The organism is Streptomyces sp. NPDC005262 (assembly GCF_042872425.1).
Taxonomy (GTDB): Bacteria; Actinomycetota; Actinomycetes; order Streptomycetales; family Streptomycetaceae; genus Streptomyces.
Genome location: NZ_JBIAKK010000019.1, coordinates 133656 through 160644 on the forward strand (window position 1 = coordinate 133656; position 26989 = coordinate 160644).

23 protein-coding genes and 5 pseudogenes are annotated in these 26989 nt (G+C 67.8%); 10 read left to right on the forward strand and 18 right to left on the reverse strand.

Annotated features, from left to right (window positions below; all coding sequences use genetic code 11):
* Positions 1-34: 34 nt before the first annotated feature.
* Together ACFYP5_RS33345 and ACFYP5_RS33350 are read right to left on the reverse strand one after the other, a co-directional pair.
* Positions 35-856, reverse strand: a complete 822-nt coding sequence (locus ACFYP5_RS33345) for an alpha/beta fold hydrolase (protein ID WP_389042776.1) — start codon at positions 854-856, stop codon at positions 35-37.
* Positions 857-1433: 577 nt separating this feature from the next.
* A complete protein-coding gene (locus tag ACFYP5_RS33350) occupies positions 1434-2159 on the reverse strand; it encodes a TetR/AcrR family transcriptional regulator (protein ID WP_389042778.1) in 726 nt (241 codons plus the stop codon).
* Positions 2160-2268: 109 nt separating this feature from the next.
* Here ACFYP5_RS33350 and ACFYP5_RS33355 point away from each other — a divergent pair, with 109 nt between their 5' ends.
* A complete protein-coding gene (locus tag ACFYP5_RS33355) occupies positions 2269-2862 on the forward strand; it encodes a flavodoxin family protein (protein ID WP_389042822.1) in 594 nt (197 codons plus the stop codon).
* A gap of 51 nt (positions 2863-2913) precedes the next feature.
* Positions 2914-3903: an aldo/keto reductase gene (locus ACFYP5_RS33360; RefSeq protein ID WP_389042780.1), complete on the forward strand. Its 990-nt coding sequence runs from the start codon at positions 2914-2916 to the stop codon at positions 3901-3903.
* 420 nt (positions 3904-4323) lie between these two features.
* Here the strand turns inward: ACFYP5_RS33360 and map are convergent, their stop codons facing one another.
* On the reverse strand, positions 4324-5091 hold the full coding sequence (map, locus tag ACFYP5_RS33365) for a type I methionyl aminopeptidase (RefSeq protein ID WP_389042782.1): 768 nt from the start codon (positions 5089-5091) through the stop codon (positions 4324-4326).
* A 65-nt stretch (positions 5092-5156) separates the two neighbouring features.
* Here map and ACFYP5_RS33370 point away from each other — a divergent pair, with 65 nt between their 5' ends.
* Positions 5157-5462 carry a helix-turn-helix transcriptional regulator gene (locus ACFYP5_RS33370; protein WP_358691075.1) on the forward strand — a complete coding sequence of 102 codons (306 nt, stop codon included), beginning with the start codon at positions 5157-5159 and terminating at the stop codon, positions 5460-5462.
* Between the two features lie 109 nt (positions 5463-5571).
* Here the strand turns inward: ACFYP5_RS33370 and ACFYP5_RS33375 are convergent, their stop codons facing one another.
* Both ACFYP5_RS33375 and ACFYP5_RS33380 read right to left on the reverse strand, forming a co-directional pair.
* Positions 5572-5730 (reverse strand): hypothetical protein, encoded by a 159-nt coding sequence (locus ACFYP5_RS33375; RefSeq protein WP_389042784.1) that lies wholly within the window; start codon positions 5728-5730, stop codon positions 5572-5574.
* A 31-nt stretch (positions 5731-5761) separates the two neighbouring features.
* Positions 5762-6421, reverse strand: coding sequence for a DUF3375 family protein (locus ACFYP5_RS33380; RefSeq protein WP_389042824.1), 660 nt, complete (start codon positions 6419-6421; stop codon positions 5762-5764).
* 2156 nt (positions 6422-8577) lie between these two features.
* Here ACFYP5_RS33380 and ACFYP5_RS33385 point away from each other — a divergent pair.
* The 3 genes and pseudogenes from ACFYP5_RS33385 to ACFYP5_RS33395 all read left to right on the forward strand — a co-directional run bounded on the left by ACFYP5_RS33385 (position 8578) and on the right by ACFYP5_RS33395 (position 10644).
* A complete protein-coding gene (locus tag ACFYP5_RS33385; protein WP_389042786.1) occupies positions 8578-9525 on the forward strand; it encodes a phosphotransferase in 948 nt (315 codons plus the stop codon).
* A 50-nt stretch (positions 9526-9575) separates the two neighbouring features.
* Positions 9576-9923 carry a hypothetical protein gene (locus ACFYP5_RS33390; RefSeq protein WP_389042788.1) on the forward strand — a complete coding sequence of 116 codons (348 nt, stop codon included), beginning with the start codon at positions 9576-9578 and terminating at the stop codon, positions 9921-9923.
* A gap of 316 nt (positions 9924-10239) precedes the next feature.
* Positions 10240-10644: pseudogene (locus ACFYP5_RS33395) on the forward strand (FKBP-type peptidyl-prolyl cis-trans isomerase).
* Positions 10645-10803: 159 nt separating this feature from the next.
* Here ACFYP5_RS33395 and ACFYP5_RS33400 read toward each other — a convergent pair.
* From ACFYP5_RS33400 to ACFYP5_RS33435, 8 genes and pseudogenes are all read right to left on the reverse strand, one after another.
* Positions 10804-12183, reverse strand: a pseudogene (locus tag ACFYP5_RS33400) (IS1380 family transposase); the annotation flags it as partial.
* 534 nt (positions 12184-12717) lie between these two features.
* Complete coding sequence (locus ACFYP5_RS33405; protein WP_389042827.1) at positions 12718-12948, reverse strand: hypothetical protein; 231 nt, start codon at positions 12946-12948, stop codon at positions 12718-12720.
* Between the two features lie 180 nt (positions 12949-13128).
* Positions 13129-13394 (reverse strand): annotated as a pseudogene (locus ACFYP5_RS33410) (transposase); the annotation flags it as partial.
* Between the two features lie 822 nt (positions 13395-14216).
* Positions 14217-14844 (reverse strand): annotated as a pseudogene (locus tag ACFYP5_RS33415) (transposase); the annotation flags it as partial.
* Between the two features lie 59 nt (positions 14845-14903).
* Positions 14904-15764 carry a Gfo/Idh/MocA family protein gene (locus ACFYP5_RS33420; protein WP_389042789.1) on the reverse strand — a complete coding sequence of 287 codons (861 nt, stop codon included), beginning with the start codon at positions 15762-15764 and terminating at the stop codon, positions 14904-14906.
* Positions 15764-15997 carry a hypothetical protein gene (locus ACFYP5_RS33425; RefSeq protein ID WP_389042791.1) on the reverse strand — a complete coding sequence of 78 codons (234 nt, stop codon included), beginning with the start codon at positions 15995-15997 and terminating at the stop codon, positions 15764-15766. Before ACFYP5_RS33425 ends, ACFYP5_RS33420 begins: the two co-directional genes overlap by 1 nt.
* Before the next feature lie 418 nt (positions 15998-16415).
* Positions 16416-16724 carry a CDGSH iron-sulfur domain-containing protein gene (locus ACFYP5_RS33430; RefSeq protein WP_389042793.1) on the reverse strand — a complete coding sequence of 103 codons (309 nt, stop codon included), beginning with the start codon at positions 16722-16724 and terminating at the stop codon, positions 16416-16418.
* A 128-nt stretch (positions 16725-16852) separates the two neighbouring features.
* Positions 16853-17266 (reverse strand): DoxX family protein, encoded by a 414-nt coding sequence (locus ACFYP5_RS33435; RefSeq protein ID WP_389042794.1) that lies wholly within the window; start codon positions 17264-17266, stop codon positions 16853-16855.
* 156 nt (positions 17267-17422) lie between these two features.
* Here ACFYP5_RS33435 and ACFYP5_RS33440 point away from each other — a divergent pair.
* Positions 17423-17685: pseudogene (locus tag ACFYP5_RS33440) on the forward strand (ISL3 family transposase); the annotation flags it as partial.
* Between the two features lie 188 nt (positions 17686-17873).
* On the opposite strand, the gene mca reads toward ACFYP5_RS33440, so the two are convergent.
* The 3 genes from mca to ACFYP5_RS33455 form a co-directional block, all read right to left on the reverse strand.
* Complete coding sequence (gene mca / locus ACFYP5_RS33445; protein WP_389042796.1) at positions 17874-18755, reverse strand: mycothiol conjugate amidase Mca; 882 nt, start codon at positions 18753-18755, stop codon at positions 17874-17876.
* A 448-nt stretch (positions 18756-19203) separates the two neighbouring features.
* Positions 19204-20634: an alkene reductase gene (locus ACFYP5_RS33450; protein WP_389042798.1), complete on the reverse strand. Its 1431-nt coding sequence runs from the start codon at positions 20632-20634 to the stop codon at positions 19204-19206.
* 543 nt (positions 20635-21177) lie between these two features.
* Entirely contained in the window at positions 21178-21741 is a 564-nt protein-coding gene (locus ACFYP5_RS33455) for an NADPH-dependent FMN reductase (protein ID WP_389042800.1), read from the reverse strand.
* A 141-nt stretch (positions 21742-21882) separates the two neighbouring features.
* Here ACFYP5_RS33455 and ACFYP5_RS33460 point away from each other — a divergent pair, with 141 nt between their 5' ends.
* Positions 21883-22377 carry a MarR family winged helix-turn-helix transcriptional regulator gene (locus ACFYP5_RS33460; protein ID WP_389042801.1) on the forward strand — a complete coding sequence of 165 codons (495 nt, stop codon included), beginning with the start codon at positions 21883-21885 and terminating at the stop codon, positions 22375-22377.
* Positions 22378-22737: 360 nt separating this feature from the next.
* On the opposite strand, the gene ACFYP5_RS33465 is transcribed toward ACFYP5_RS33460, so the two are convergent.
* Positions 22738-24243, reverse strand: coding sequence for an MFS transporter (locus ACFYP5_RS33465; protein WP_389042803.1), 1506 nt, complete (start codon positions 24241-24243; stop codon positions 22738-22740).
* 326 nt (positions 24244-24569) lie between these two features.
* The gene (locus ACFYP5_RS33470) at positions 24570-26009 is read right to left on the reverse strand and encodes a PLP-dependent aminotransferase family protein (RefSeq protein WP_389042805.1); all 1440 of its coding nucleotides are present in this window, start codon (positions 26007-26009) and stop codon (positions 24570-24572) included.
* Here ACFYP5_RS33470 and ACFYP5_RS33475 point away from each other — a divergent pair.
* Both ACFYP5_RS33475 and ACFYP5_RS33480 read left to right on the forward strand, forming a co-directional pair.
* Positions 25996-26619 (forward strand): DJ-1/PfpI family protein, encoded by a 624-nt coding sequence (locus ACFYP5_RS33475; RefSeq protein ID WP_389042807.1) that lies wholly within the window; start codon positions 25996-25998, stop codon positions 26617-26619. The two genes, ACFYP5_RS33470 and ACFYP5_RS33475, sit on opposite strands and share 14 nt — an antisense overlap.
* A 203-nt stretch (positions 26620-26822) precedes the next feature.
* Positions 26823-26989, forward strand: a 167-nt coding sequence (locus ACFYP5_RS33480) for a transposase (RefSeq protein ID WP_389042825.1), incomplete at its 3' end; no start/stop codon positions are given.

Consider the following 26989-nt stretch of genomic DNA (forward strand, 5'->3'; position numbering starts at 1 on the left):
GCGCTCAGCCGAGGACCGCCGCGCGCACCGCGGCTCAGGCCGAGGGGAAACCGGCTGTCAGCCAGGCCAACAGCTGGCCCGGCGCGTCTTCCTGGAGAAGGTGGCCGGCGCCCTCGATCCAGTGCAGCTCCGCGTGCGGAACGCGTTCGTGCAACCACTCGGCGTACTGCGGAGGAAGAATGCGGTCCTCGCGGCCCCAGACGAGCCGCACCGGAAGCGACATACCGCCCAGCAAGTGCTCGTACGTGACCGTGTCCGCCTGCCTGATCTGGCTGTACTGACGGTAGAACGCCGCTTGCCCTGAGTCCCCTCGCCACGGTGCGAGGAACGCATCGAGAACTCCCGGCCGGAAGCCGACGTGCGTGGCGTGCCGCAGGTGGCTGGCGACCAGCGCTTCGTGCGCGTAACCCGGAAGCCTCTGGAAGACCTCCTCGTGCTCCAGGAAGAGCTGGAAGAGCCCTCGCTCCCACTCGCCGCCGCTCACCGCGTCGAAGAGGGTCAGATCCTGGTAGCTCCTCTTCTCCAGCAGCAATGTGCGAAGCGCCACCGCCCCGCCAATGTCGTGGGCGACCACGCTGGGGCCGGATAGCTCCCAGTGGTCGAGGAGCCGGGCAAAGTTCCTCGCGTGAGCCGCCAGGCTGAGGTCCTGGCCCTCGCGTTGGTCCGACTGGCCGAAGCCGAGATGGTCGAAAAAGAAGACCTTGCGGGTGCGGGCGAGGGCCGGAGCGATGTCCCGCCAAAGAAGGGAAGAATACGGCGTGCCGTGCACCAATACGATCGGGTCTCCGCGGCCCAAGGTCCCCCACCGCACCACCCCTTCAGGCGTCTCAAATTCCTCACCAAGCGTCCAGCCCATCACTGGCCTCCTCTCTTGCCTCATGAACAACACCTTCCACTGAGAGCATGCCTCGATGCCTCATCAGCAGGGTCCCGCATCTGTGTTCCCAGGCTCACCGGCATCACCCTTGCCCCAAAGAGGGCGAGCCTTCTGCGAGCAAGGGTGAAAGCTCCGAGGAGCGTGCGGGAGCCGAGGGCCACTGTCGCGATGGCTGTCATGACCATCCAGCCAGCTGGTGCGGGGCCTGCCCGGGTAAGGCGCTCCGCAGCGCTGTCGGGGCAGGCGAATGCATGGGGAGGGCGATCCCGGCTTCCGATGGAGACCGGACACGTTCCCCCATCTTCGCAAGCTCACCGACAAACCCCCAGAAAGTCACCGGCAAACGCGCTGGGGCCTCGGGAGGCTGGCTGGATCCGCCGAAGCCGAAGCGCCCACGGCCCAGGGAACCTGCCGATCTTGACGCCCTTGCGCATCTTCGGATAGCCGGGGATACCAACACGCCCAAGGCCCCTTGCAGCCTGCCCCTGCGACTGGACGCCCACCGCGCGGGTGGCGTAACCGACTGCGCGCACCTGCTGCCGTGCACGCGGCCGGTTCAGCCTGCCAACTGTTGGAGCCATTCACGCAGCAGAGCCGTCTCCGTGTCTCGCAGAGGTACCCCGGCGCCCGCAGCCGGGGGCTCGGTGGTGAGCCCGGTTTCCAGTGCGGCATCGAGGGCGAGTGCGCGCGAGGCCAGGTCCGACCCGGATGAGGCGGGCGGGTCGGTGGTGATGGAGGCAATGACGGTGTCCCGCAGCCGTGCCGAAGTGGCCAGGTCCCGCTCGGACTCTTCGCCGATCAGCGCCAGCGTGGCGCCCGTTGTCGCCGCGTGGATGACGCGGGTCGCCTGCTCCACGGGAACCCGAAGGCGCCCGGCGTCGGCCGCCCGGCCCAGCAGTCTCACCAGCAGGGCGTGCGCCTCGTCCGCGGCCGGGGGCCGCCGCCCGGGCTGCACAGTGCCGTACATGAGCATGTAGAACGCGGGGTGCTGCACTCCGAAGTCGACGTGCAGGTCCCAGCCGCGGTAGAGGTCGGCCACCGGGTCGTCGGGGGTCAGCGCCAGTGCCTCCCGCTTCTCGGCCAGGTACATCTCGAACCCGTAGGCGGCCAGCTCGGCCAGGAGCCCGTCCTTGTCGTCGAACATCCGGTACAGCGCGGGGGCCGTGACACCTGCGGCTGCGGCGACGGCGCGCGTGGAGACCGCCTCGCTGCCACCCTCCTCCAAAAGCTTGGCGGCCACCTGCAGCACCTGGCGCCGCGCGGCGCGTCGTCCCTCGTTCATGGAACAACGATATCCCATTTTGCATATCACCGCCTTTCCGGTGTTACGGTTCAAAGCGGATCAGTGATCCATGCTGATGGTGGTCGGTGCCGGCCCGCGCCACCTGGGCATGCGCCGTACCTCGGTCGGGGCCGTCGGTCCCCCACGCGTGGACGGCTGCCCGCCGCGGCGGGTAGCTCGTCGTCCGCCGGCACCACCATCGAACACGCCGCCATCGCGGCAGGAGAGGAACATCCATGTCCGATATCTCGATCGTCATCGGGAACTGATGGGCGCCGCGGACGCCATCATCTTCGGTACCCCCACCTACATGGGCACCGCGTCGGGGGCGTTCCATGCCTTCGCCGAGGCCAGCAGCAAGCGGTGGATGACCCGCGCCTGGAGCGACAAGCTCGCGGCGGGATTCACCAACTCCGGCTCCATGAGCGGCGACAAGCTGCACACCCTGCAGTACCTCTCGCTCCTGGCGGCCCAGCACGGAATGCTCTGGGTGAGCCTGAACCTCCTGCCGGGCTGGAACACCACCACCTCCAGCCCTCAGGACGACAACCGCCTCGGCTTCTACCTCGGCGCCGGCGCACAAAGCTTCAACGACACACCCGCGGTCCACGACGCAGACCTGAACACCGCCCGCCACCTCGGCAGGCGCGTCGCCGAGCACACCCGCATCCACCGCGCCGGACTGACCGCCGCAACGCACTGACACAGCGGTCCGCCAAAAATCACCTTTCAGCTTCTTTCAGAGGAGTGCACCATGCAGTACCGGACGCCCGGAAGCCAGGGCCTTGAGGTCTCGGCGATCGGCTACGGCGCGATGGGCCTGACGATGGCCTACGGACCCACCGACGAGGCGGCCGGCGTCGCCGCCCTCCGCCGCGCCCACGACCTGGGGGTCACCTTCTTCGACACCGCCGAGATGTATGGCTGGGGCACCGGATCCAACGAGATCCTGGTCGGCAAGGCGGTCAGGGACTTCCGCGACGACGTGGTCCTGGCCACCAAGTTCGGTGTCGACATGTCGGTGCCTCCGGAGCAGATCGGCGGCGCTCTCAACAGCCGGCCCGACAACATCCGCAAGGTCGCCGACAACAGCCTGCGCTACCTCGGCGTGGATCACATCGACGTCTTCTACCAGCATCGAGTCGACCCCGAGGTGCCTATCGAGGAGGTCGCGGGCACCGTCAAGGAGCTGATCGACGCGGGCAAGGTGAAGTACTTCGGTCTCAGCGAGGCCGGACCCGAGACGATCCGCAAGGCGCACGCCGTGCAGCCGATCTCCGTCCTGCAGACCGAGTACTCCCTGTTCGAACGCGACGTCGAGCAGATCTTCCCCGTCCTGGACGAACTCGGTATCGGCTTCGTCGCTTACTCCCCCCTCGGCCGCGGGTTCATCACCGGCACCGCCGAGCCCGCCGGCCAGTACGAAGCCACCGACATGCGCAACGTCGACCCGCGCTGGCAGCCGGGCAACTTCGAGAAGAACGTCGAAGCCGTCGACCGGCTCGCCGAGTTCGCGGCGGCAAAGGGTGCCACCGTCTCCCAGCTGGCCCTGGCCTGGCTCCTGACCCGGGGCGAGCACATCGTGACGATCCCCGGCACCCGCAGCCCGAAGCGCATCGAGGAAAACACCGGCGCCGTCGACCTCACTCTCACCGATGCCGACGTCAAGGCCATCGACGAGATCCTGCCTCTGGGGGGCTTCGGCGCCCGCTACACCGAGGGGCACGTGCCCACCTGGATCTGATGATCCACCCCGGGACAGACGCCGCTCAGGTCGGCTCCGGCGAGACCAGCGCAGGGCCGCGGGGGCGAGGCGGACGGTGTCGTGTGAGCGCGTTCGGATGCGTATGGGCTGAGACGTGCACGGAAGGCGCCCTCGGTCCCGCCGATGGGCCGGGCATCGATGTTTCATAGGCGGTCGCTCATGAAACACCCCGCTACCCGGAGGCCCACCTGGGGTGATCATGATGAAACGATCTGGGGCGTGAGCGACGACTTCAAGCGCATGCAATGGCACGTCTGCCGATGTCCACCTGCGCCGTCCCGGCGGGCTCGCCCTGTCGGACCGGCCAGGGCAAGGCGGCCATCCAGTACCACACCGCCCGCCTTCCGCCCCCAAGATCAACAACTGGCGGCTTTTGGGCTTACCTCGGCGCTACCCCCTTTACGGTCGGGTGAGGATTTCGGCTCCGCTGTCGGTGATGGCGATGGTGTGCTCGCTATGCGCGGTCCGGCAGCCTGTCGCGCTGCGCAGCGTCCAACCGTCGGCGTCGGTGACGAGTGTGGCAGTGTCGGCCATGACCCAGGGCTCCAGGGCGAGCAGCAGTCCGGGGCGCAGCTCGTATCCGCGGCCGGGCCGTCCGGTGTTCGCGACGTGTGGGTCCTGGTGCATGGTCGAGCCGATGCCGTGGCCTCCGAACTCGGTGTTGATCGGGTAGCCCGCCTCGCTGAGGACCGTGCCGATGGCGTGGGAGAGGTCGCCGATGCGCGCCCCAGGCTTGGCGGCGGCGATGCCGGCGGCGAGTGCACGTTCGGTCGTCTCGATCATCGCGACGCTCTCCGCCGGCCTGGCCTTGCCCACCAGAAAGCTGATCGCGGCGTCCGCGGCCACCCCGCCCCTGGCTACGGCGAGGTCGAGAGTCAGCAGATCCCCGTCTGCCAGCGTGTAGTTGTGAGGCCGCCCATGGAGCACTCGGTCATTGACGGCCGTGCAGATGTAGTGCCCGAACGGGCCGCGCCCGAAGGAAGGCGCGTAGTCGACGTAGCAGGACTGCGCTCCCGCCTCGGTGATCATCTCCTTGGCCCACTGGTCGATGTCCAGCAGGTTCGTCCCGACCGTGCTGCGCTGCTTCAGCGTGTGCAGGATGTTTCCGACCAGGGCGCCGGTGTCCCTCGCCCGCTCAAGCCGCGCGGAGTTCAGGATCTCGATCATGGGGGGCCTCTCATGTATGTCCAATAATTATCCCGGTCTAACTGTACCGGTATTAGAATGGGGTCATGGTCAGGTTGCCGCTCACCCCCGCCGAGGTAGAACGCGGACAGCGCCTTGGCGCCCTGCTCCGCCGGGCCCGGGGTTGCCGCTCGATGCTGGACGTGGCGCTCGCTTCGCACATCTCGCCGGAAACTCTGCGGAAGATCGAATCCGGCCGTGTGGCTACCCCCGCATTCCCGACCATCGCAGCGATCGCCGACGCCCTCGGCCTGTCTCTCGACGCCGTCTGGGCCGAGATCAGCCAGGCGGAGCGAACCGTCGAGGATCAGTCGGTCCTGCCTGTCACACGGCATCCATCGCTGGTTTCGTAACGCCGCACTCAGAGAGTCAGCGTTCACTGACCGTGCTGTGCCGGTACGCCTCCGCGCACGCTGATCACCTCGTCGACCAGCCCGAGCACCGCCTGGCGGACCTCGGCGGCTACACCGACCGGCCGCCTGTCGGCTCCGTCGCTTCCTGCCCGAAGGGCGCGAGCACCCGCACCCTCACGGTGTGCCCGCACACGGGGAAGGTGTGGGAGACCCGGCAGCCGACGCACTCGTGGCAGGCGGCGACATCGCCGTTCTTCCACTTCGGCATCGCGGTGCGGTTGGAGATCCGCTCCTCCTACTCATGCCCGGCCGCACACCGCCACCACACCGCGACCTGCATCTTCGCGTCGCCTTCTGCGACGCCAGCCCGCCGTTGCGCTCCTGAAGCCACATCGCGGCGACCTGCGGATACCTTCGACCAGCGAGACCCCTAACGCGCCACGGTCCCCTTCCTCTGCTCGGTCAGGCCGCCTGACCGAAGCCCTGGCTGGCGAGGTTCTCCTCCCGCAGCCGTGTGAAATCCACGTTCCGCTTCGGGTCGTACGCCTCCGGCCGGATGCCGAGCTCATGGGTGCTGTACTCGCCGAGCCGCTTGATGTGCTCCGCCAGTCGCGCCTCGGGTCGGTTTCGGTGCCGAACGTCATCTGCCGCAGCAGATCGAAGATCGTATTCAGGCGCGACTCCGTACCGACAAACGAACGCTCTTCCAGCGACCGGACCCACGCGATCGCCTTCTCGACCGCGGCCGTGGCGTCGTAGTGCGGCTCGTCCGAATCCGGCGGGTAATACTTGCGCAGCCAGTCGTTCCCCGGTGCCGACCAGTCATCCAGATACGCCTTCGCGGACTTGGGAAACGTGCCCTGACCAAGCCGGTCATTGAGGGCGAATAACTCGTCGTCCAGCCGTTCGACAAGCTCCGCACCGGCAATCGGGCGCGCTCCCTGCTCGACGAACCGGATCGTTCCCGTTCGTCGCCCTTACGGCCATTCACGAACACAATTTCGAGTCCCGGCCGGGGATTTTGGCTCGCCTACCGGTCCGCCGGTGCCCTGCGCCATCCGGGCGGACGCGAGGCCGTGCCATCGCATCTTGATCCCGTCCAGTGAGAGCTGGGTCGTGTCGCCGTCAACAGATCGGGCCACCGGAAGCCCGACGGGATACCTCAAGATCAGAAGAATCCATGATCCCGTTGAGTTTTCTGTCGGAATTCCAGTCGCCGTTTCCCTGTGACAGCCATGACGGCGCAAATACAGGGAGGGCCTCGCGGATGAACGGGCAGATAGATCAACGGATGGGTGCTGCTCATGCTCGTTGGTTGCGGCACTGTGTACGTCGCCTTCGAGCACCCGTCGTTCGGCACCGCCCTCGTCGTCGGTGTCGCCGTGGCTACTGCAACCGGAACAGAGCAAACCCCGTCGACCACCGCTCAATCGGGCCCGTCCCCGTACGCGGAGACCCCCGCCGGATCAAGCCGACGGGGGGGCCACATCGGTCACACCTGTCACGCGCGTGTCGCCAACAGCGTCGACGCTCCTGAACCACAAGGCCCTGAACAGGACAAACGCTTCCGACTTGGACCACGTAGACGCCAGAAGACGGCTTCTACGACCTGTGCCATGTGGGACCGTCATAGCTCACGACGGATGGCCACCTCCACACGCGGCCACGGCGAGCGGATTATCGCTCTATGCCAGCAGCGTGCGGGAATCGGCGTACAGGGCGGTATCGGCAGATGGCTATGTCACACCAGAGTGCAAGCGGACGCCAGTAGGCGGCACCCCCTTTTTTCGGCTCCGACCGCTGCGTGGCACCGGGCGGCCACCCAGTCCGAGGGACCGTGGTCAAGATCCGGACCATTCCCGGGCCAGCAATCCTGTCAAAGTCGAGACGGGCGCTGTTTGCGCTGGTCAGCGATGCGCTGCCTCTGTACCACCAGCAGACGAAGAACATTCTTTGTTCTTACAGCCCTCAGAAACTCGGCTTCTTCTAGAGCCTCAAGTGAGTTGCCTGGAGGCACTGTTGCCTCCAGGCAACCCAGTGCGAAAAACACGCCCAGCAACCCAATTCAACACTTAAGCGCCACCGTATGACCTCCAGGTGACTTCATCCCGGTCCAGCCGCAGACCAGAAGTTCGACTCTCTAAGATCTAGACTAGCCGGCCCCCGCCACTGGCACCGCTAAAGTCTGTCTCTTCGGCGGCCTGTCAACTGCTGGCAACTGAGCCCCGCCGCCCTCCTGCACACCGCGACCACGCGGTGAACTGGTCCCGATGGCGACGCCGCCACCAAGCACGCGCCCGACGCTGTCATTACATGCGGCGCGGGCACACGTTGGGTGGACGACCAGCCCAAGACCGTCCCACCCATACCGCACCCCCGCTACGCTCCCCACCGCCAGGCCGTTGACCAGGCAAAATACAGAAGTCCGGCTGGAGTAACTAGTCGGTAGCGCTGAATCGCAGCTTCGGCTCTAAGGTGGGAACGCCCTGCTACGGCAGGACTGCGAGGCCCCGGGCGGCCCTTCGCCGTGCGCCCTGGTCAAGGGCCGCCTCCCGCTCCGCCCACGATCCTGCAAGGTCGAGTTCGGCCTGTGTCCCGGGCGGGGCACGGCCGGATTAGCGGTAGGGGGCTGCGGTCGACGGACGCCGCAGTGCATGGTGCCCGTCGGCGGGTCCCCGCGCAGTGGCCGGACGCGGCCGTCGGCGGGCGACGGCCGCCAGTGTACGAAGGAACAGCCACTGTCGGCTCCGAATACGCGATCCGCCGGCACTGTTCCGCCGTATACGCGTGGCGGACCGCACGGCGCCCGGCAGCGCTCCGTCACCGGGTGTCGCGCGGGCGAGGGGCTTACCGTGGGAGATGGTCCCGGCGTCGGGGGGGGGGGGGGGGGGCGGGGGGCGGGGGGGGGGGGGGGGGGGGGGGGGGGGGGGGGGGGGGGGGGGGGGGGGGGGGGGCGCGGGCGGGCCCCGGGGGCCCCCCCCCCCCCCCCCCCCCCCCCCCCCCCCCGGGGTGCGCCGCGGGGGTGGGCGTTCCGGTGGTTTTGGGTCCGGCGGGCCCCCCCCCCCCCCCCCCCCCCCCCCGGGTCGTTCACGCCGAGGGCGGAAGGAGGCACGAGATGTCCGATGCGATACGGGACACCACGGCCCGGCGCGTACGACATTTCGTCGACGCCGGATATCCCGACGCCGGGCCCGTCGAGGCGGCGGTGGAGGGAGCCGTCTACCGACTCGGGGACGGAACGGTGGCCAAGGTGTGGGAGCGCCGGCGGGAATCCGAACTGCGGCGGATGCAGCGTTTCTACGCCGATGCCGCGGCGCACCTGCCGTTCGACGCCCCGGAGATCCTCGCCGTCGAGGACATCGACGGTGTCCCGATGACCGTGGAGCGGGAGCTGACCGGCGAGCCCTTGGCGGGCAGGATCCGCACCGACGACCCGGACGAGGTGCTGCCCGAAGCGGTCGACTGCCTGGTCGGCGTGCTGCGCGCCCTCGCGGACGCCCGTGACGTCGACGAGGTCAAGCACCTTTCTGTGCTGGACGAGGAACGCCCGCTGTGGGAAGGCCACACCACTTTCGGATCCGCCCTGGCGGACCTGGTGGACCGGCGGGTCAGCCGGTGCGCGGACCGGCTCTCCACACATGTCCGCGACTTCGACGACACGCGCGCCCGGCTGCTTCGGAAGCTGCGCTCGCTGCCCCGTACCGACGAGGCGGTCGTCCACGGTGACGTCTTCCCGGAGACCGTGCTGGTGGACGACGACCTGCGGCCGCTCGCCCTCGTGGACTACGGCTTCCTGTCCACGGGCGGGGACCCCCGGTTCGACGCCGCCGTGGCCGCGGCCATCTTCCCGGCGGGCACCGAGCACGCCCCGGAGATCACCCGGCAGCTCACCACGCGGTTCGCCGACGAGTTCGGCTACGCGGTCGACGACCTCCTGCTGTACCGGGCCGCCTATGCGATGGCCACGAGCGACGCCTTCGCGCCGGGCGGCGGTGACGAGCACTTCGCCTGGTGCGTCACCGTGCTCGAGGACCCGGCCGTCGCCGAGTCCCTACACCGGTGACGCACCGCGGGCAGCCGGGCAGCCGGGAAGTTCTGGTGACGGTGTGCGCGGTGCCCTACGATCCCGAGCGGATCCAGGGGCACATGGCCCTGGAGGTCGAGCGGCAGGACCGCATCGTGGTGGCTGCCGGCGTGTCGGACCCCGCCATGACCAGCATCGACACCTTCGACCCTCATCGGTCACGGCGCACAGCCAGTCTCGCCAGCCTCGGCAGGTCCTTCGCCCTGCGTACCGAGCCCGATGAGTCCGTCAACCTGGCGGCACTGCAGGTCGGAGCCGAGGAAGTCGCTGGCCATCTCGCGCGGGCGCTGATCGCGCACCACCCCTCAGCTGCCCGAAGCCGCCTCGACAGCGGATGGTCACGGCCGCCGCCTGCTCAAGCTGCCGCTTACGGCTGAGAGCGCACCCACGAGCGCGGCACGGACCCCTTGTGAGGTTCCAGCGTCACACGGGGGTGGCTGATCAGCCGGTCAGGACGGGCTAGTGGGTGTTCAGGTTCGCCGTTTCGGCCGTCGCCCCGTTCTGGCGATCACCGTGTGACCTGTGCGTGCCGGTCGCGTTCATCAGTCGTGCGAAAGATCATCACGTGTGGCCACTGGATCTGGTGTGCTCCGGGGACGGGCGTTCTCGGTAGCGTGACCATCTGCTGCACGGAGTGTCCATGTGTCCGACTGGTCCGTGCGACGGCTTCCGGCTGATAGTGATGAGGCCGCAATGAGTGAACTGACGAAGCCCGAGGTCGACGTTCCGGAGGGTGACGCTCCTACCGAGCTGACCATCCGGGACCTGGTCGTCGGGGACGGGGCTGAGGTGAAGCCGGGCATGGTGGTCAGGGTCCACTATGTCGGGGTGACCTTCGAGTCCGGGAAGGAGTTCGATGCCTCTTGGGACCGCGGTCAGCCGTTCAAGTTCGCCCTGGGCAGTGGCAAGGTCATCAAGGGCTGGGACCGGGGGGTGAGGGGGATGAAGGTCGGCGGTCGGCGCGAGATCATCGTTCCCCCGCGTCTCGGCTACGGCAATCAGTCGCTTCGCCGTTGATCCCGGGCGGGCTCGACCCTGGTCTTCGTGGTGGACCTGCTGGACTCGTATTGCAGCACAACCGGGTGGAGCAACGCCTAGCATCGATCTTTCGTGACGGCCCATCAGGTCAACTGGTGGGCCGTTTCGGCTTGTTGGGGCGAATGCGGGCAGGGTGATGGCCCGGCTGTCGCGTCGGGTGGGCGCCGGGTTCCACGGCTCCGGCGGGTGGTGCTGTTCGTCGGGACGGGTATCTGCTTCAGCCGGGGTTCGGGAGGCGTCGAGCCTGGTCAGGGCGCTGGCGATCACGTCGGTCCAGGGCCAGTGGGCGGCGAATCTGAGGTGTCGGCGGCGGGCGGTGGTGACGAGCTGGGCGGCGGCGGCGAACAGTCGGATCCGCAGCCGTCGGGGTTCCCACCTGCGGGTTTTCTCGGTCAGGGCGAGCATGGCCATCCAGGCGAGCAGGTCGAGAGCGAGCTGGATGATCTCCAGCCAGATCTGGTTCTGCGTGGTGTCGTGCAGCGGCAGGTTGCGCAGCCCGGTGGCGCGGGCGGCGCGGATGCGGTCCTCGGCCCGGGCGCGCTGGCGGTGGCGGAGTTCGAGGTCCGCGATCTTCGCGCCGGTGGTGTTGGTGGCGAAGCAGGTCAGGCGCAGTCCGTCGGCGTCGGTGAGGCGCAACTGGGCGCCCGGATGCGGGCGTTCCTTGCGCACGATCAGCCGCATGCCGCCCGGCCAGCCCTTGAGGCAGTCGCTCGCGGCGTCGAGTTCGGCAACCCAGGCGCCGTCGCGGATCTCGCCGCCGGGCTCGATGGCCGGCGTCCAGGCGGAGGCGGGCACCCTGAGTACGGCGTGGTGGATGGCGTCGGTGATGGTCATGCCGACCGAGTACGACAGCCATCGCCCGCGCTTCGCGAGCCAGGCGACGAACTCGTGGGTGCCACCGCCGGAATCGGTACGGATCAGCGTGGCGCGTCCGCGCCGGTACTTCTTCGGCAGCTGATCCAGGGCAAGCCGGGCCGCTTCGATATGGTCGGCGGCGGTGTTGGAGCCCGCGTTGCCCGGCCGCAGCACAGCGGCGACCGGCTCCCCGCTGCCGTCCGGGCCGTGGTCGACGAAAGCCATCAGCGGATGGTGTCCGAACGTCTTCTTCCAGGTCGCCGCCGCGTCCTGCTTCTCGGAGTGCGCCAGGACGAGGACGCCGTCGAGGTCGACGATCACCTGCCCGCCCGAGTCCGGTGCCGCCTCGCCGGCCAACGTCCAGACCCGGTCGCGGACTTCGGCCCGGGCCGTGCGGAGCGCGGCCAGAGTCCGCTTGCCGCCCGCGGCGAGTGTGTCGATCAGACGGGAGACGGTCGGGTCGGAGGCCACCGTCCCGAACACGGCCGGTTCGGCCCGCAGCATGCCGACATCGGCCAGGCAGTCACCGCCGAACGCCACCGCAAGCGCCACATCCAGCAGGATCTTGTCCGGATCGTGCACCGCCCGCGCCCTCCGCCACGGCGCGAGCGCCTGCGCTATCGCCGTGTCCAGACCGGACTTGCGGACCGTCTCGACCAGGAGCACGCCGCCCGCCTGGCTGACCACACCTCGCCCGCCGCCCTCGGCACGGACACGGGGATAGGAACCGATACGCTGCTTCACCTGGGAAGTGCCTCCGAACGGCGCGGGAACAAGGACCTCAACAATCCTCATCCTCGCTGGTCAGAGGCACTTTCTGCTTACGTGCTCACCAGCCGGACGGTCCACCTCATGAAAGCCCGGGGCCAGGTCATATACATGTCAATATCTGGATAAAAGGAATAACCCCGCCGCCTACCGCTGCCTCACGTAGCCGATCAGTCCGTTCTTCTGGATCCCCGTTAGATCGCTCGACTGCCTCCATCCATGCCCCGGCACGGGGACAGGTTCGAGCAACGCAGAGGCGGCAGCCACCAGGTCCTCGTCCTTCATCAAGTGGACACTCCCGTATCCCGCCAAGCGACCAACGACGAAGACGTCATCACGACGACGAAAGCCGGACCCCGAACGGAAGTCCCGGTGTCTATGTATCTCCGCCCTCCCGTAGAACACGCCGGCTTCAGTGACCGCCCATGGCGAGTAGAGGTCGTTGGCGGAGCGGGCAAAGGTTTGGGCGTGCTTGATCCAGGGTGCCGCGATGATGCAAGTTTCGGGGACTCAGGTGTAGCCAACGGCGGCGAACGTCGGGAAGTACAGCGGGAATTCAACGGCGTCGTGTCGCCGAGCGAGGGCGAAGAACTCTCGGCCGAGCACCGCGAGGCGCTGCAGTTCCTGCTGCAATTCCTGCTCGGCCGCGGCTTGCCCGGCAGCCCGTGCGGCAGCTGCGGCGTCGGCTTCTGCCCGCTGCTGACGCGCGTGAGCGGCTGCGGCATCTTCCAGGCTGGACATGCCCCTCCTTGAGGTTTGAGGCTCATCCTCAGTGAAACAGCCTCCTCGGAGGTACACAATTGCTGCGCGCTGAGGGTGAGTTAGCCTCGATCTTTCTTGACGGCTCATCAGGGCAACTGGTGGGCCGCTTCGGCTTGTTCGGCGGTGTGTGGGCTGGCTGAAGGCCCGGCTGTCGCGTCGGAACACAGCCGGCTCGGCCCGCAGGATCCCTACATCGGCCAGGCAGTCGCCGCCGAGCCGACCGCCAGGGCCACATCCAGAAGGATCTTCCCCGGATCATGCACCGCTCGCGGCTTGCGCCACGGCGCCAGCGCCGCCGATATCGCCCGATCCAGCCCGGTCTTGCGGACGGTCTCGACCAGCAGGACACCGCCGGCCTGCGAGACCACCGCCCGGCCACGGCCCCCGACGCGGACACGCGGGTAGGAACCGATACGCTTCTTCACCTGGAAAGTGCCTCCGACAGTGGCAGGAACAAGGACCTCAACAATCCTCATTCTTGCTGGTCAGGGCCACTTTCCGTTTACCCGACCACCCGTCGGACACCGGGCTTCATGAAAGCCCGAGGCTAGTGACCCTGGCCGCTCCTCCCCTGCAGCGTGCCGCGTCGTCCGCTGGGGTGGGCGCCGCCGTGCTCCTCGCTGTCGCTCCTGCTTCCCCTCCGCAGCGTCCGAACGGCTCCGCTGCGACTCGTTGACCGCCGAAGGCCACGAGGCGACCGACTTCCTCAACGGCCTACTCGGCGCCGCCGCCCGGACGTCTGAACCCGCCGGCCCTGCTCAGCAAAAGGGGGGAGGTCCCCGGCGGAATCCAGCTCGTCGCACTGCCGATCACAGCGCCGGTCCGAGGAGGCCCCGCCCAGCAGCAACACATCGCGCAAGCCGATACGGACCAAGATCCGGACCATTTCCGGACCAGCACCCCGCCAGAGAGCCGCACCAGCTACTATTTCCCCTGGTCAGCTTGGGTGCAACTGCTGTACCACCAGCGGACGAAGAATCTGCTGGTGTCGTACTCGCCGAAGAAGCTGGGCTTCTTCTAAACGCAGAAAAGCGGCGCCTGACCAGGGCAGATGCCCGGCAGGTGCCCTTCTCGGCACACATCAAACCTCGATCTTTCGTGACGGTCCGTCGGTTTCTCTGGCGGGCCGTTTCGGCATTGTGGGCTGGTCGTGGGTAGGCCGGTGGCCCTGCTGTCGCGTCAGGTGGGCGCCGGGTTCCACGGCTCCGGTGGGGTAGTCAGGCTGTTCAAACGGATAACTCTGCTGGTCAGCCGGGGTTCAGGAGAGCGTCGAGCCGCTGGACCGCGCCTGTGATCAGGTCGCTCCAGGGCCAGTGACGGCCGAACCGGAGGTGTCGGCGACGGACAGTGGTGACGATCTGGGCGGCAGCGGAGAGCAACCGTAGCCGACGGGGTTCCCAGAGACGGGGTTGGCCGGTCAGGGCGAGCATCGGCAGCCAGGCCAGCAGGTCGAGCGCGAGCTGGACGATCTCCAGCCGGATCTGGTTCTGCGCGGTGTCGTGGAGGGGAAGGTTGCCAAGGGCCGGTGGCGCGGGCGGCCCGGATGCGGTCCTCGGTACGTGCTCGCTGGCGGTGTCGCAGTTCGAGTGTGGCGATCGGGGCGCCAGTGGTGTTGGCGGCGAACGCGGTGAGCCGTAGTCCGTCGGCGTCGGTGATGCGCAACTGAGCGCCGGGGTCGGGCCGTTCCTTGCGGACGATCAGCCGCATCCCCTGGGGCCAGCCCGCCAGTACGTCGCCGTCGAGTTCAGCCAACCAGGGACCGTCGCGGATCTCGCCGTCCCGTTCGACGGCGGGTGTCCAGGCCGGGGCGGGGACCTTCAGCACGGCCTGGTGGATGGCGTCGGTGATCGTCATCCCGACCGAGTAGCACAGCCACCAGGGCCACGCCGGAAGCGCCCCGGATTCCCGCCGCGTGAGGCCGCCTTGCTGAGGAGTCAGACGTGCTCCGCCGCGCGCTCGATCCGGTCGAGCAGTCGGTGGTGTCGGGCTCCTTGGGCGAAGTCAGGCACCTCGGATCCGCCCTGCGTCAGGTCACGCCGGATCTGCGCGTAGGCAGCACCGACGTTGTATGCGGGGGTGCTGCGCAGCTCCTGGAGTGCGGGGTCGAAGTACCGCTCCGATACGGTGAGCCGGCTGAGCTCGGCGTCGGATCCGTGCGCCCCATCGATGGTGAACTCGCCCAACTGAAGGTGTCCGGTGTCGCCAGTGACGACCAGGTCGCCGTCCGTTCCGTTGATCTCCCAGTGGAAGTTAGTGCCGCGGGAGATGCCGCCGCGGTAGTGGACAGAGGCCACGGCGCTGGAGGAGAGCACGCCGCCGAACACCACCTGGTCGGCGACGTCGGGCCGGTACACCCGGCCGGACTGCGGGTCCTTGACTTCTCGGCGGCGGGTGGCGGTGACAGCGGTGACCTTCTCGACATCGCCGAGCACCATGGTCAGGCCACTCATGGTGTGCCCGAACGGGATGGTCAGCATGGTTGCGCCGTTGGCGCGATCCAGCAGGTAGGCGCCGTTTTCAGGGAAGACCGCTCCCCAGCCTCCGCCCGAGGCCACCAGGCTCGTCGAGAGCACCTCGCCCACGTAGCCGTCGGCGACCAGATCGCGCAGGTAGCGCACTGCCGGGGCGGACCGGGCCTGCAGTCCGGTGAAGGTGTGCAGCCCGCGCTCGGCAGCGGTGGTCGCCAGCTCCTCGGCCAGTCCGTTGCCCAATGGCCACTCGGAGAACACCATCTTCCCTGCAGCCAGGGCGGATTGGATGATCTCCCGATGGTCCGGCACCTTCACGGTGACCACTACCAGGTCGACCTCGTCGGCCGCCGCCAGTTCGCCGGCCGTCCGAAGGACCGCGCGACTCCGTACTGCTCCGCGGCCTGCCGCGCGGACTCGGCGCTGCTCGCAGAAAGTGCGCGCAGCTCAAAGCCGTCCAGCTGTTGCAGCGCGGGCAGGTGGGCCTGGGCAGCCCAACCGCGCCTGGCGGAGAGACCGACGATGCCCACGCCGATGGGGGCCTGTTGGGGGGATGACATGGTGGGACTCCTCGGCAGCACGCGAGAGACTGTTTGATGAGTGGTACAGGGTCGGCCACTTACTTGAACTTTCATGTCACATCCTATGTCGGTGACATATGAAGGTTCGATCGTGAGCGACTCGTGGGCGTTCAAAGCGAGCCGGTGCGCCCACCCTGGTCCCCGTGGCAGAACCCGACATACCAGATTCGGGCCTGCACGCACTCCCCGGTCACCGCCTACCAGGCGTACGCGCCGGAGACTGGTCTGCCGTGTCCCGGGAGTTCCCGTCGGCGATCGCTGTGTTTCCGCTGGTCAGGCGTGAGGTCAGCGGCCCGGCGGCTGTCGTCTCTTCGGTGTGGGCGCCGAAAGCCGTCGGTGATGGGGGCTGTTGGAGGAGCGGGAGCGTGCTGCGCGCCCAGGCGGGGTCACCGCGACATCACTCACCGCAGGGCCCCGCGTGATCGCAGTACGGCTGATGGCCACTCTGCCCGCAGGCGCACAGGATCGCCCTGGTCTCGGCGCGCGGGCCTTCCGCGGTTTCCACGCTCAGCTCACCTCGCCCGGTCAGCTCTGCCGCTCGCCGTGAGGGCCTGCTCAATCGCCCGCACTGTGCGGGCGCACGCGCGCCGGACAGTGAGGTGCACGCGATCACCGGGCCCACCCGGTGCCCCTGGTCCGCGCGGGAGCCCACGTCGAACGTGGCCGGCTCAGGATACGGGTGGCCGGGTACGCGGGGCGGGTACACCTGAGACGGTGGCCGTCACGGACGGACCGACTGCCCTGCTCGCACAGACGGACGGTGCCGACCCGCGGACGGCACCGTGCGACTTCATGAGCAACGGAGACCGGGCCCTCCGGCGGGGCCCGGACCGATCAAGCGGACGTCCCGCTTCGGCCGACGATGCCGAGCGTGAGCTCACGGCGGTTCCACGTGACGACTGCTGCCAGGACGAGCAGCACCGCTGCCGGTACCGGACTTTCGTCGATCACAAACAAGCAGGTCAGGAATGCGCCCGTCATGACTCCGGTGAGTATCAGACCCCCCAGGACACTCAGTCGGGGAACGAGCAACAGTACAGCCCCGGCCAGCTCCAGGGAGCCGGTGACGTACCGAAGCCATTGCCCGGCACCTACGTCCTGGAAGATTTTGACCATGTCCTGCGCGCCGGCCAACTTCGAAGCCCCCACCATGACGAACACGCTGGCCAGAATGACCTGAAGGACCCACAGGACGATGTTCCGGGCCTTCCCGCCCACCCTAGACACACTTTGCACAGTACGAGACATGTCTTCTCCCTAACGCCCGAAGCGGCCGGCGCTCACCGTCCGGTGCGAAGCCGACCACACATTTGAACTTTCATGTCACATCCTAGGACGCAACTCATGAATGTTCAAGTGAGAGTCGACTCGTGAGCATTCAGCCCATCCCGGGCCAACGAGCTTGTGAATCGGTGTTTATGGGGCTGAGCCCCCTGGCAGTCGAGAAGGTGGTCGACCAAGGCGAGCGGATCTGGGTGCGGACACGGACGCCCGAGGGTTCGGCTGTGTGTCGGGGCTGGGGGGCTGAGGCGACCCGGGTGCACCATCTGCGGACCGCGGCCGACGTTCCGGTCGATGGACGGCGGGTGGTGGTCCGTGTGCGGGTGCGGCGTCTGGCGTGCCCCACACGCGGCTGCCGTCACGCCTTCCGCACGCAGGTACCCGGTGGGGATCAACCGGGCGACCGACACGAACGCGCCGAGGTCCGGCAGTGGCTCACCAAGTAGTGCACGGCAGCGCGAGTGATCACGCTGCCGCGCTGATCAGCGTCAACACAGGCATCCTGGCGTGAGGTTGACCGCGAAGCTCCGCGGAGTCGAGACGCCGCCTCGTGGGGTCATCGGCAAGGGCAGGGTCAGACGGTGATGTCGGCGGTGACACCGGCGAACAGGTCGTCCTCAGGGAGCGAGGTGTCGACCAGCGAGCGGGCCAGCTCGTACTCCTCGGTCGGCCAGATCTCGCGCTGGACGTCGAGCGGCACCAGGAACCACGGGCCGCCCGGGTCGATCTGGGTGGCGTGGGCGATCAGCGCCCGGTCGCGCACATCGAACCAGTCGGCGCACTGCACCCGGGTGGTGAACTCGCGCTCCTTGCGGCCCTCCTTGTCCCAGTCAGCGATCCACTCGCCGAAGGGGGACTCGTGGCCGCGCTCCACCAGGTAGGCGTGGAGGGCGCGGATCCGGGCCATCGACATGCCGTGGTTGTAGTACACCTTCAGCGGCTGCCACGGCTCACCGGACTCCGGGTAGGCGTCGGGGTCCCCGGCCGCGCCGAAGGCAGCCATCGTGATCTTGTGCGTCATGATGTGGTCGGGGTGCGGGTAACCGCCGGTCTCGTCGTACGTGGTGATCACGTGCGGGCGGAACTCCCGGATCAGCCGGACCAGGGGCTCAGCCGCCTTCTCCACCGGCACCAGCGCGAAACAGCCCTCTGGCAACGGAGGCAGCGGGGCCCCCTCCGGCAGACCGGAGTCGACGAACCCCAGCCAGGCCTGCTTGACACCGAGGATCTCGCGGGCGGCGTCCATCTCCTTGCGCCGCACCTGCTGGAGGTTGGTCTCGACCTCCGGGTCACCCTGGAGCTTCGGGTTGAGAACGGAGCCGCGCTCTCCCCCGGTGCACGTGGCCACCAGGACATCCACGCCCTGGGCGACATACTTCGCCATGCTGGCAGCACCCTTGCTGGACTCGTCGTCCGGGTGCGCGTGGACCGCCATCAGCCGCAACTGCTCTGTCAACGCATATTCCTTCCGCATCGCCCCGCTGCGAGGACGGGAGACCTTCACTGGGCCCTCCGCACCGAACGGAGGCCCCCTCAGCGGCCTGCCAAGCCTTTTATGGCGGTGATGTTGTGCGCGTATCGCTCCACCGTCGCCATGGCAATCAACTCAAGCCTTTTGTCAGGCACTTGAGCTCACGTCACGGTGACCGCGACCGGCGCGCCCGGAGCGGGCCGGAGCCCGCTGCCCGCCCAGAAACGGCAGCAGATGACGGTGCACGAAACGGTCGACACACACCGACTGACGCGAGGTCAAACCTTAACTTGAAGTTTCATGCCACATCCTAGGTAGCGACTTATGAAAGTTCAAGTGTGAGTCGACTCGTCAGCGTTCGAGCGGACTCCACGGCCCGGCTCGCGACGCCGTAGCAGGGGGAGGCATTCGGGTACGGCCCCGCGATGGCCGGTCAGCCGATCAGGGAGGGGTAGTCGGTGTATCCGGTGGCGTCGCCGCCGGAGATGACCTCGGGTCGCAGTTCATTGAGCGGGGAACCGTCGGCGAGGCGGCGCGGCAGGTCTGGGTTGGCGATGAAGAGGCGTCCGAATGCGATGGCGTCGGCCCAGCCCGCGCGCAGGATGCGGGCGCTCTTGTCGGGGGTGTAGTTGCCGGCGGCGATGATGACGCCGTCGTACGCCTCGCGGAGCTTGATGCGGAAGTCGTCGTCGAGTTCCGGGCCGCCGTCCCAGTCGGGCTCGGCCAGGTGGAGGTAGCCCAGTTCACGCCGGTTGAGTTCACCGGCGATGTGCAGGCCCATCTCCAGGCCGTCGCTGTCGTCCAGGCCGCGAGCCTTGATCATGGGGGAGATGCGCATGCCGACGTGGGCCGGATCCCAGGCGTCCACGACGGCGTCGACAACCTCCAGGGGGAAACGAGCGCGGTTGTCGAGGCTGCCGCCGTACTCGTCCTCGCGGTGGTTGCTGCTGGTGGACATGAACTGCTGGAGGAGGTAGCCATTGGCGCCGTGGATCTCGACCATGTCGAAGCCAGCGGCGCGGGCGTTGAGGGTCGCACGGTGGTAGTCGTCAACGACGCAGGGCAGTTCGTCGGTGGCCAGGGCGCGCGGGGTAGGCGCGTCGACCGAGATGAGGTTGCCGTCGGGGCCCTGGATCCTCGTGGTGCCGTTGAACGGCAGGGCGCTGGCGGAGACGCCCGGCTCGCCGCCGTGGACGGCGGGGTGGGTGATGCGGCCAACGTGCCACAACTGGAGGGCGATCCTGCCGCCCGCTTCGTGGACGGCGTCGGTAATGCGGCGCCACCCGGCGGCCTGCTCCTCGGAGTGGATGCCCGGAGTGGCGTGATAGCCCTTGCCTTCGGGGCTGATCTGGGTGCCTTCGGTGACGATCAGGCCCGCGCCGGCGCGCTGGGTGTAGTACTCGCGCATGAGGTCGGTGGGGACGTCACCGGGCTGGGCGGCGCGCATGCGGGTCAGGGGCGCCATGAACACGCGGTTACGGGTGGTGAAGGCGGGCAGGGCGAGCCGATGGGTCAAATTAGGCATGGGCATCCCTCCAACCGGCATCGGCCGGCTGTGATCGGTGTTCTTGGGAATGTGTACCGCCGCCCAATGCCGGACGGGCAGGTCTGTCCAGTCGATGCCGTGCGCGGTCAGCAGGGCCTCGACCACCGCACGAACGGAATCCGGGTAGTGGCCGGTGAGCAGGGTGCAGTCGGCCGCCCCGGTGTGCAGCACGACGAGCTGCTCCGCGAGTACCTCCGGCTCGGACGCCCCGGCGCGTTCGGCCTGGCGGCGCACATAGCCGTGCAGTTGGTCCTTGTGGGAGCGCGCCTGCCGCACCGCAGGGTGCGACGGGTCGCGGAACTCGGTGCCGATGTTCACGAAGAAGCAGCCTGAGAGAGAACCCGGGAGACCCGCCGTGGACGCGTTGCGCCTCGAAGATTCCCAGCAGCCTCTCCACCAGGCGGTCCCTGGTGTTTTCACTAGCCATGATGCGAATGTAACATACATGGAAACAGATCTGTTTCCTGGCGGCCGAGCGGGTGGACGACACGATGGCCCCTGCGGGCGCAACCGGGCCGGATGCCGCCGCGTTCGCGTAACCGGGGACGCGTCACGTCGTAGTCGTAGCCCTTGTCGGACCTGTACGCGCGGTTCGCGGCGGGATGCCACGTGAGATGGACGTGAGGTCCTGCTCCTCGAGGGGTGGCACAGAGGATGCCGATGCGAGGTGCAGACCGGGCCGTTCGGTGACCCAGTGGCACTCAGCCTCAGTGTTGGATCACACCCGTAACGGGGCCTCGGGTCACCAGAGCCCCGTTACGGGTTCAGCCGCGGAGCCGACCGAACAGGCCACTGGCGCGGCGTTCGCGCTCGGCTACGGCGATGGAAGTCCTCTCGCCCGCCTTCCGGCGGGCGAGAGTGTCAGACCCGGACCGTCTCGAGGGCGCGGGCCCAGGATTCCAGCTGGTCGAACAGGGTGGTCGCGGCGGCGTCGTGCTGCTCCGCCGGCTTGAAGACGGAGAAGTTCTCGAAGTCGGTGAACAGCGAGAAGGACAGCTGCTGACGCACGTGGGCCAGCTGCAGTTCGCTGGCCACGCCCCGCAGGTGCTCGATGGCCCGAGCACCGCCGAGAGAACCGTAGGAGACAAAGGCGGCAGCCTTGTTGTTCCACTCGCCGTACAGGTAGTCGATCGCGTTCTTGAGTACGCCGGAGGTGGAGTGGTTGTACTCGGGGGTCACGAAGATGTACCCGTCGAACTCGGCGATCTTGGCCGCCCACGCCTGGGTGTGACCGCCCTGGTACTGGCCCATGGCCGGCGGGATGGCCTCGTCCAGGTGAGGCAGCGGATAGTCGGCGAGGTCGACCAGCTCGTACTCGACGCCGGCGCGGGCGCCGGAGCGGTCGACCACCCAGTCCGCGACAGCCTTGCCGTTGCGACCGGGCCGGGTGCTGCCGAGGATGACGGCGATCTTCAGGTCACTCATGTGGTCTTCTCCTTGACAGGCCGACCGGTACGAGGCCGACCCCTTAACTTGAATTTTCATGTCACAGCCTAGAGTGACAACTCATGAAAGTTCAAGTCTGATCTGCGTCTCGTGAACGTTCATGCCGGATAGACTCCGGGCATGCCTGAACAGTCTCGGCACCCGAACCATCAGCCCCGCTGGCTATCCGCAGCAGAACGGGAGACCTGGCAGCAGTTCGCCATGATGCTGCACAGACTGCCTGCCGCCCTGGGAGCTCAGCTGCAGCAGGACGCAGGCCTCAGTTACATCGAGTACTACGTCCTGGCCGGACTGTCCGACCAGCCGGAACACCGCATGCGGATGAGCGACCTGGCCGTCCTCGCCAACTCTGAGCAGTCACGCCTCTCGCACCTGGTCAGCAGGCTGGAACGCCGGGGTTTCGTCCGCCGCGAACCGGACCCCACCAACGGCCGGTACACCCAAGCGATCCTGACCGACGCCGGCCACGCCCATCTCGCCGAAGCCGCCCCGGGACACGTGGCCGGGGTGCGCGACCTCGTCTTCGACGTGCTCGACCCCGCCGAGCTGGACAACCTGCGCACCGCCGCCGAGAGGATCAGCGAGCGCATCGACCGCTGGGAGCAGCAGAAGTAACCCCGCACGACCACCGCCTCTCAGCTGCCGCAGCGGGACGCCACGCCGTGAGGGATATCCGGCCAGTCGAGGACTGCGCCTCCGACAAGCGCGGCCAGTGCGCGGTGCTCACGACCAGGGCGTCGAGGTACTGCACGCACCGGGCCGGGCCACGCGACCGTCGTGCGGCAGGCGCTGTTCGAGCGGCTGAACCCCGCACGGCGGAAGATCGTCGGCATGATCATGGGGATTGTCACCGAGGGTCTTCATGTGGATCTGCACCGGCTCCGCCGAGCCGCTCACTCAGGAAGCCGGGGTGGGCCGGAAGCCGTGGGTACGGGGCGTCCCCCTCGCACCCTTCCTCAGGGGGTGACCGGTGTCTCAATGGGCAACCACCGGCACCGCCACCTCGACCTCGACGCCCTCGCCGCCAGGGCGGCGGTTGACCAGGATCAGGACGATGAGTGTGGCGATCACCAGCATGCCGACGGCGAACCAGATGGCGACGATATAACCGTGCACCACGCCCTGCAGCTGGACCAGCTGCCGCTGCGGCTTTGTCGGGGCGTCGGCGACGTGGCCCTTGACGTACGAGGTCGTCGCGGAGGTGGCGATCGTGTTCAGCAGGGCGGTGCCGATCGCGCCGCCCACCTGCTGCGAGGTGTTGATCATCGCGGAGGCGACACCGGCGTCCCGGGGCTGGATACCCACAGTGGGCAGGGACATGGCGGGATTGAACGTCGTACCCATGCCGAGCCCGAGCAGCACCAGCGACGGCAGGACGGTCGAGGCGTACGACGAGCCGGTCTCCAGTCGCGTCAGCAGAAGCATGCCGGCCATGGCGACGAGGAAGCCGGGACCTATCAGGAACCGTGCCGGGACGCGGGTCACCAGACGGGTGCCGATCTGGGTCGAGCCGACCATCATGCCCGCGACCATCGGCAGGAAGGAGAACCCGCTCTTGATCGGCGAGTAACCCTTCACGACCTGCAGGTAGTAGGTCAGAAACAGGAAGCTGCCGAACATCGCGATGATCGCGATACCGAGGGAGAGGTAGACGCCGCCGCGGTTGCGGTCGGTGACCACGCGCAGGGGCAGCAGCGGGGCCTTGACCTTGGCCTCGGTAATCACGAAGGCGAGGAGCAGGACCGCCGACGCGACGAACAAAGAGATGGTCGTGGTGTCGCTCCAGCCGTCGGACTCGGCCCGGGTGAAGCCGTAGACCAGCGAGACCAGGCCCAGGGTGGACAGGACGACGCCGGGGATGTCGAGCGGGGAGCGGTTGCGGCCGCCCTCGGGCTCACGGACCACGAAGTAGGCACCCGTCGCCGCGGCGATCGCGAACGGGATGTTGACGAAGAACGTCCAGCGCCAGTCCATGTACTCGGTGAGCACGCCGCCGAGAATGAACCCGACGGCGCTGCCGCCACCGGCGATCGCGCCGAAGATGCCGAACGCCTTGGCGCGCTCCTTGCCGTCCGTGAACATCACCGCAAGGAGGGAGAGCGCGGCGGGGGCAAGCACGGCACCGAAGGCGCCCTGGAGGGCGCGGGCGCCGAACATCGCCGCGCCGGTGGTTGACGCGCCGCCGAGCGCGGAGGCGGCGGCGAAGCCGACCAGGCCTATGAGGAACGCTCTCTTGCGGCCCCACAAGTCGGATACCCGGCCGCCGAACAGGAGCAGACCGCCGAAGGCCAGAGCGTAGGCCGTGACGACCCACTGCCGGTCGCCGTCGGAGATGCCCAGGTCCTGCTGGGCGGAAGGCAGGGCGATGTTCACGATGGTGGTGTCGAGGACGACCATCAGCTGGGCGAGCGCGATGAAGACGAGCGCTTTCCAGCGGTTGGCGTGCGCGTCACCGGGAGCCTTGAAGGCTGTTCGGGACATGAAGGTACCCACTTCGGGAAAAGAAGGAGCCGGCTGAAGGTGACTGAGAGCGTGCGGGAGACACGGCTCGCCCACATCGGCGGCCGACGGTCTCGTCGCGTGTGACGTGCACGAAGCGGTCGACGCTCACTGGCCGGCGATAGGCCGGCCCCTCACTTGAATTTTCACGTCACACCCTAGACGGCGATTCATGAAGGTTCAACTGCGCACGGACGGCCTCTTCCGACACCGGCACTCGGATCCCAGGCCGACCGGCCCCACACACCAGCGCCGACGGCTTCCCGTCCGCAGGCCGGTGCGTCGGGAGTCGGCCCGTCGAGTGGGGTTCAGGCGTAGGCGTCCTCGAGGGCGACTCGTCTCACTGTGCGCAGCGTCGACTGGAGACGGTCCATATCGGTCGAGCCGAGAGCGAGGCGGAGGGCCTGTGGCGTGTGCTTCGTGGTGGTGAAGGGCTCCGCTGTACTTACCGAGATGTGCTGACGCGCGAGGGTGGCGGTCAGGCGATCGGCGCGCGCGTCGTCGGGCAAGGTCAGCCATGTGAAGTAGGACGAGGGGTGGCCGATGAGGGGGAGGCCAGTCAGTTCTCGTCTGGCGAGTGCTTGGCGGGCCTTGGCGTCCTCTCGTTTCCGCGCTTCCAACTGGTCCACCGTGCCGTCCTCGATCCAGCGGCAGGCGATCGCGGTGGTGAGGGCCGGGGTGTTCCATGTGGTCGCCCGAATCGCGCGTTCGAGCGACGGCACCCTGGACGGCGGGGCGACGACGAAGCCGACCCGGAGGCCGGTGGCGACGCTCTTGGACAGTGTCGAGACGTAGACGGTGATATCCGGTGCACTTGCAGCCAGAGGCGGTGGAGGATCCTCGACCAGGTAGGCGTATGCGGCGTCTTCGATGATGAGCGGACCGTGCCGCCGAGCGATCTCGATCAGACGGGTCCGGTCGGTTGCCGACATGACCCACCCCAGAGGGTTGTGCAAGGTGGGCATGGTGTAGACAGCGCGCACTGGGCGGGTCGCGCACAGCTTCTCGAAGGTATCGAGATCCGGCCCGTCGGCGGTTGTGGGTATGGGCTCCACGTCGAGATGAAAGGCATGCGCGAGCACCTTGAAACCCGGGTAGGTGAGGGCGTCGACCGCGACGACGTCGCCGGCGTTGAGCGTGGCCATGACGGTGACGGCCAGGCCGTGCTGCGCACCGTTGACGATAAGGATCCGGTCCGCGTCAGGAGTGATCCCTCGACGCCTCAGGTGATGAGCGATCGAGGCTCTGTCCTGGGGACGTCCTCGATGGGGTTGGTAGCGCAGCAGCGAGTCGAGTTCGCCGGAGGTAGCCACCTCTCGCAGAGTCTGCCGCAGGAGATCGGCTTGGCCGGGCAGCGACGGATAGTTGAAGTTGAGATCGACAACGTCCGTGGCGACGACGTGCAGATCGATGCCGTGGCCAGCGGGAACCGCGATGTCACGCACGAACGTGCCGCGGCCCGGTTCCCGGCTCACCAAGCCCATCGCTTCCAGCTCGGCGTACACCCGAGTCGCGGTCACCAGGGCGATGCCCTCGCGGGCGGCGAGCCCGCGGTGTGTCGGCAGCCGCACGCCTGCGGCGAGCCGGCCTGTCCGGATGTCGGATGCGAGCGCGTCGACCAGGATTTTGTACCGCGAGGCTGCCATGCACCGAATTGTACCCATGACAATTCTTTGACTGTCCTGTTCGCGGGTCCTTACGGTCGAGACGCACTCATCCGGAAGGACAGCCGTCATGCACATCGCCATCCTCACCTTCGAGGGCTACAACGAGCTCGACTCCCTGATCGCGCTCGGCGTGCTGAACCGCATAAAGACCGACGACTGGCGCGTCACCATCGCCACCCCCAGCCCCAAGGTGACGTCGAGGAACGGGGTGGTCATCGAACAGATGTCAACTCTCGAGGAGGCGTGCGCCGCTGACGCGGTCATCATCGGCAGTGGCATCGCCACCCGCGAGGTCGTCGAAGACCCGGCGATCATGAACATCCTGCGCGGCCTGGACCCCTCGCGCCAACTCATCGCCGCGCAGTGCTCCGGCGCGCTCGTGCTGGCCAGGCTCGGCCTGCTCAACGACATCCCCGCCTGCACCGACCTGACCACCAAGCCCTGGGTCATCGCCGCCGGCGTCGAGGTGCTCAACCAGCCCTTCTACGCCAAGGACAACATCGCCACCGCCGGCGGCTGCCTCGCCTCGCACTATCTCGCCATCTGGATCATCGCCCGCCTAGAGGGCAACGACGCCGCTGAAAGCGCACTGCACTATGTCGCCCCGGTCGGCGAGAAGGAGGAATACATCGAGCGCGCGTGGCGCAACATCACCCCCTACCTGCCCACTCCCACACCGGCGCTCGTCTGAATCGACCAGTCGCAAGCAGTGACCGGCCGGGAAGTCATTCCCCCGGCAGCCTGGCTGGTCGTTCGCAGCACACACACCAACAACACATGGTCTGGAGCACTCTTTGAAGACCTCTCGGGCGGCATATCGCTTAACTGATCGTTTCAGAATGAAGTTTGGTGTGGGGCTTGGCAGTTGGGTGTTGTTTCGGCAGGATCTGGTGAGTGCCTGTTGATCTTGTGCCTGATGACTTGTGGGAACGTGTGGCGCCGCTGTTGCCGGCCCCTGCGCCTCGACGGTATCGGTATCCCGGGCGGTTGCCGGCGGATGACCGTGCTGCTCTGCGGGGCATCGTCTATGTGCTGTGCAAGAGCGTGAGCTGGCGGGATGT

Bases quoted from the DNA above. Each gene is read 5' to 3' on its own strand.
- ACFYP5_RS33375 (WP_389042784.1), bottom strand. From the start codon at position 5,730: ATGCCGAAGTGGAAGAACGGCGATGTCGCCGCCTGCCACGAGTGCGTC.
- ACFYP5_RS33465 (WP_389042803.1), bottom strand. From the start codon at position 24,243: ATGTCCCGAACAGCCTTCAAGGCTCCCGGTGACGCGCACGCCAACCGC.
- ACFYP5_RS33350 (WP_389042778.1), bottom strand. From the start codon at position 2,159: ATGAACGAGGGACGACGCGCCGCGCGGCGCCAGGTGCTGCAGGTGGCC.
- ACFYP5_RS33475 (WP_389042807.1), top strand. From the start codon at position 25,996: ATGCACATCGCCATCCTCACCTTCGAGGGCTACAACGAGCTCGACTCC.
- ACFYP5_RS33455 (WP_389042800.1), bottom strand. From the start codon at position 21,741: ATGAGTGACCTGAAGATCGCCGTCATCCTCGGCAGCACCCGGCCCGGT.
- ACFYP5_RS33360 (WP_389042780.1), top strand. From the start codon at position 2,914: ATGCAGTACCGGACGCCCGGAAGCCAGGGCCTTGAGGTCTCGGCGATC.
- ACFYP5_RS33345 (WP_389042776.1), bottom strand. From the start codon at position 856: ATGGGCTGGACGCTTGGTGAGGAATTTGAGACGCCTGAAGGGGTGGTG.
- ACFYP5_RS33425 (WP_389042791.1), bottom strand. From the start codon at position 15,997: ATGTCATCCCCCCAACAGGCCCCCATCGGCGTGGGCATCGTCGGTCTC.
- ACFYP5_RS33435 (WP_389042794.1), bottom strand. From the start codon at position 17,266: ATGTCTCGTACTGTGCAAAGTGTGTCTAGGGTGGGCGGGAAGGCCCGG.
- map (WP_389042782.1), bottom strand. From the start codon at position 5,091: ATGATCGAGATCCTGAACTCCGCGCGGCTTGAGCGGGCGAGGGACACC.
- ACFYP5_RS33355 (WP_389042822.1), top strand. From the start codon at position 2,269: ATGCGCCGTACCTCGGTCGGGGCCGTCGGTCCCCCACGCGTGGACGGC.
- ACFYP5_RS33470 (WP_389042805.1), bottom strand. From the start codon at position 26,009: ATGGCGATGTGCATGACGGCTGTCCTTCCGGATGAGTGCGTCTCGACC.
- ACFYP5_RS33405 (WP_389042827.1), bottom strand. From the start codon at position 12,948: ATGTCCAGCCTGGAAGATGCCGCAGCCGCTCACGCGCGTCAGCAGCGG.
- ACFYP5_RS33370 (WP_358691075.1), top strand. From the start codon at position 5,157: ATGGTCAGGTTGCCGCTCACCCCCGCCGAGGTAGAACGCGGACAGCGC.
- ACFYP5_RS33460 (WP_389042801.1), top strand. From the start codon at position 21,883: ATGCCTGAACAGTCTCGGCACCCGAACCATCAGCCCCGCTGGCTATCC.
- ACFYP5_RS33385 (WP_389042786.1), top strand. From the start codon at position 8,578: ATGTCCGATGCGATACGGGACACCACGGCCCGGCGCGTACGACATTTC.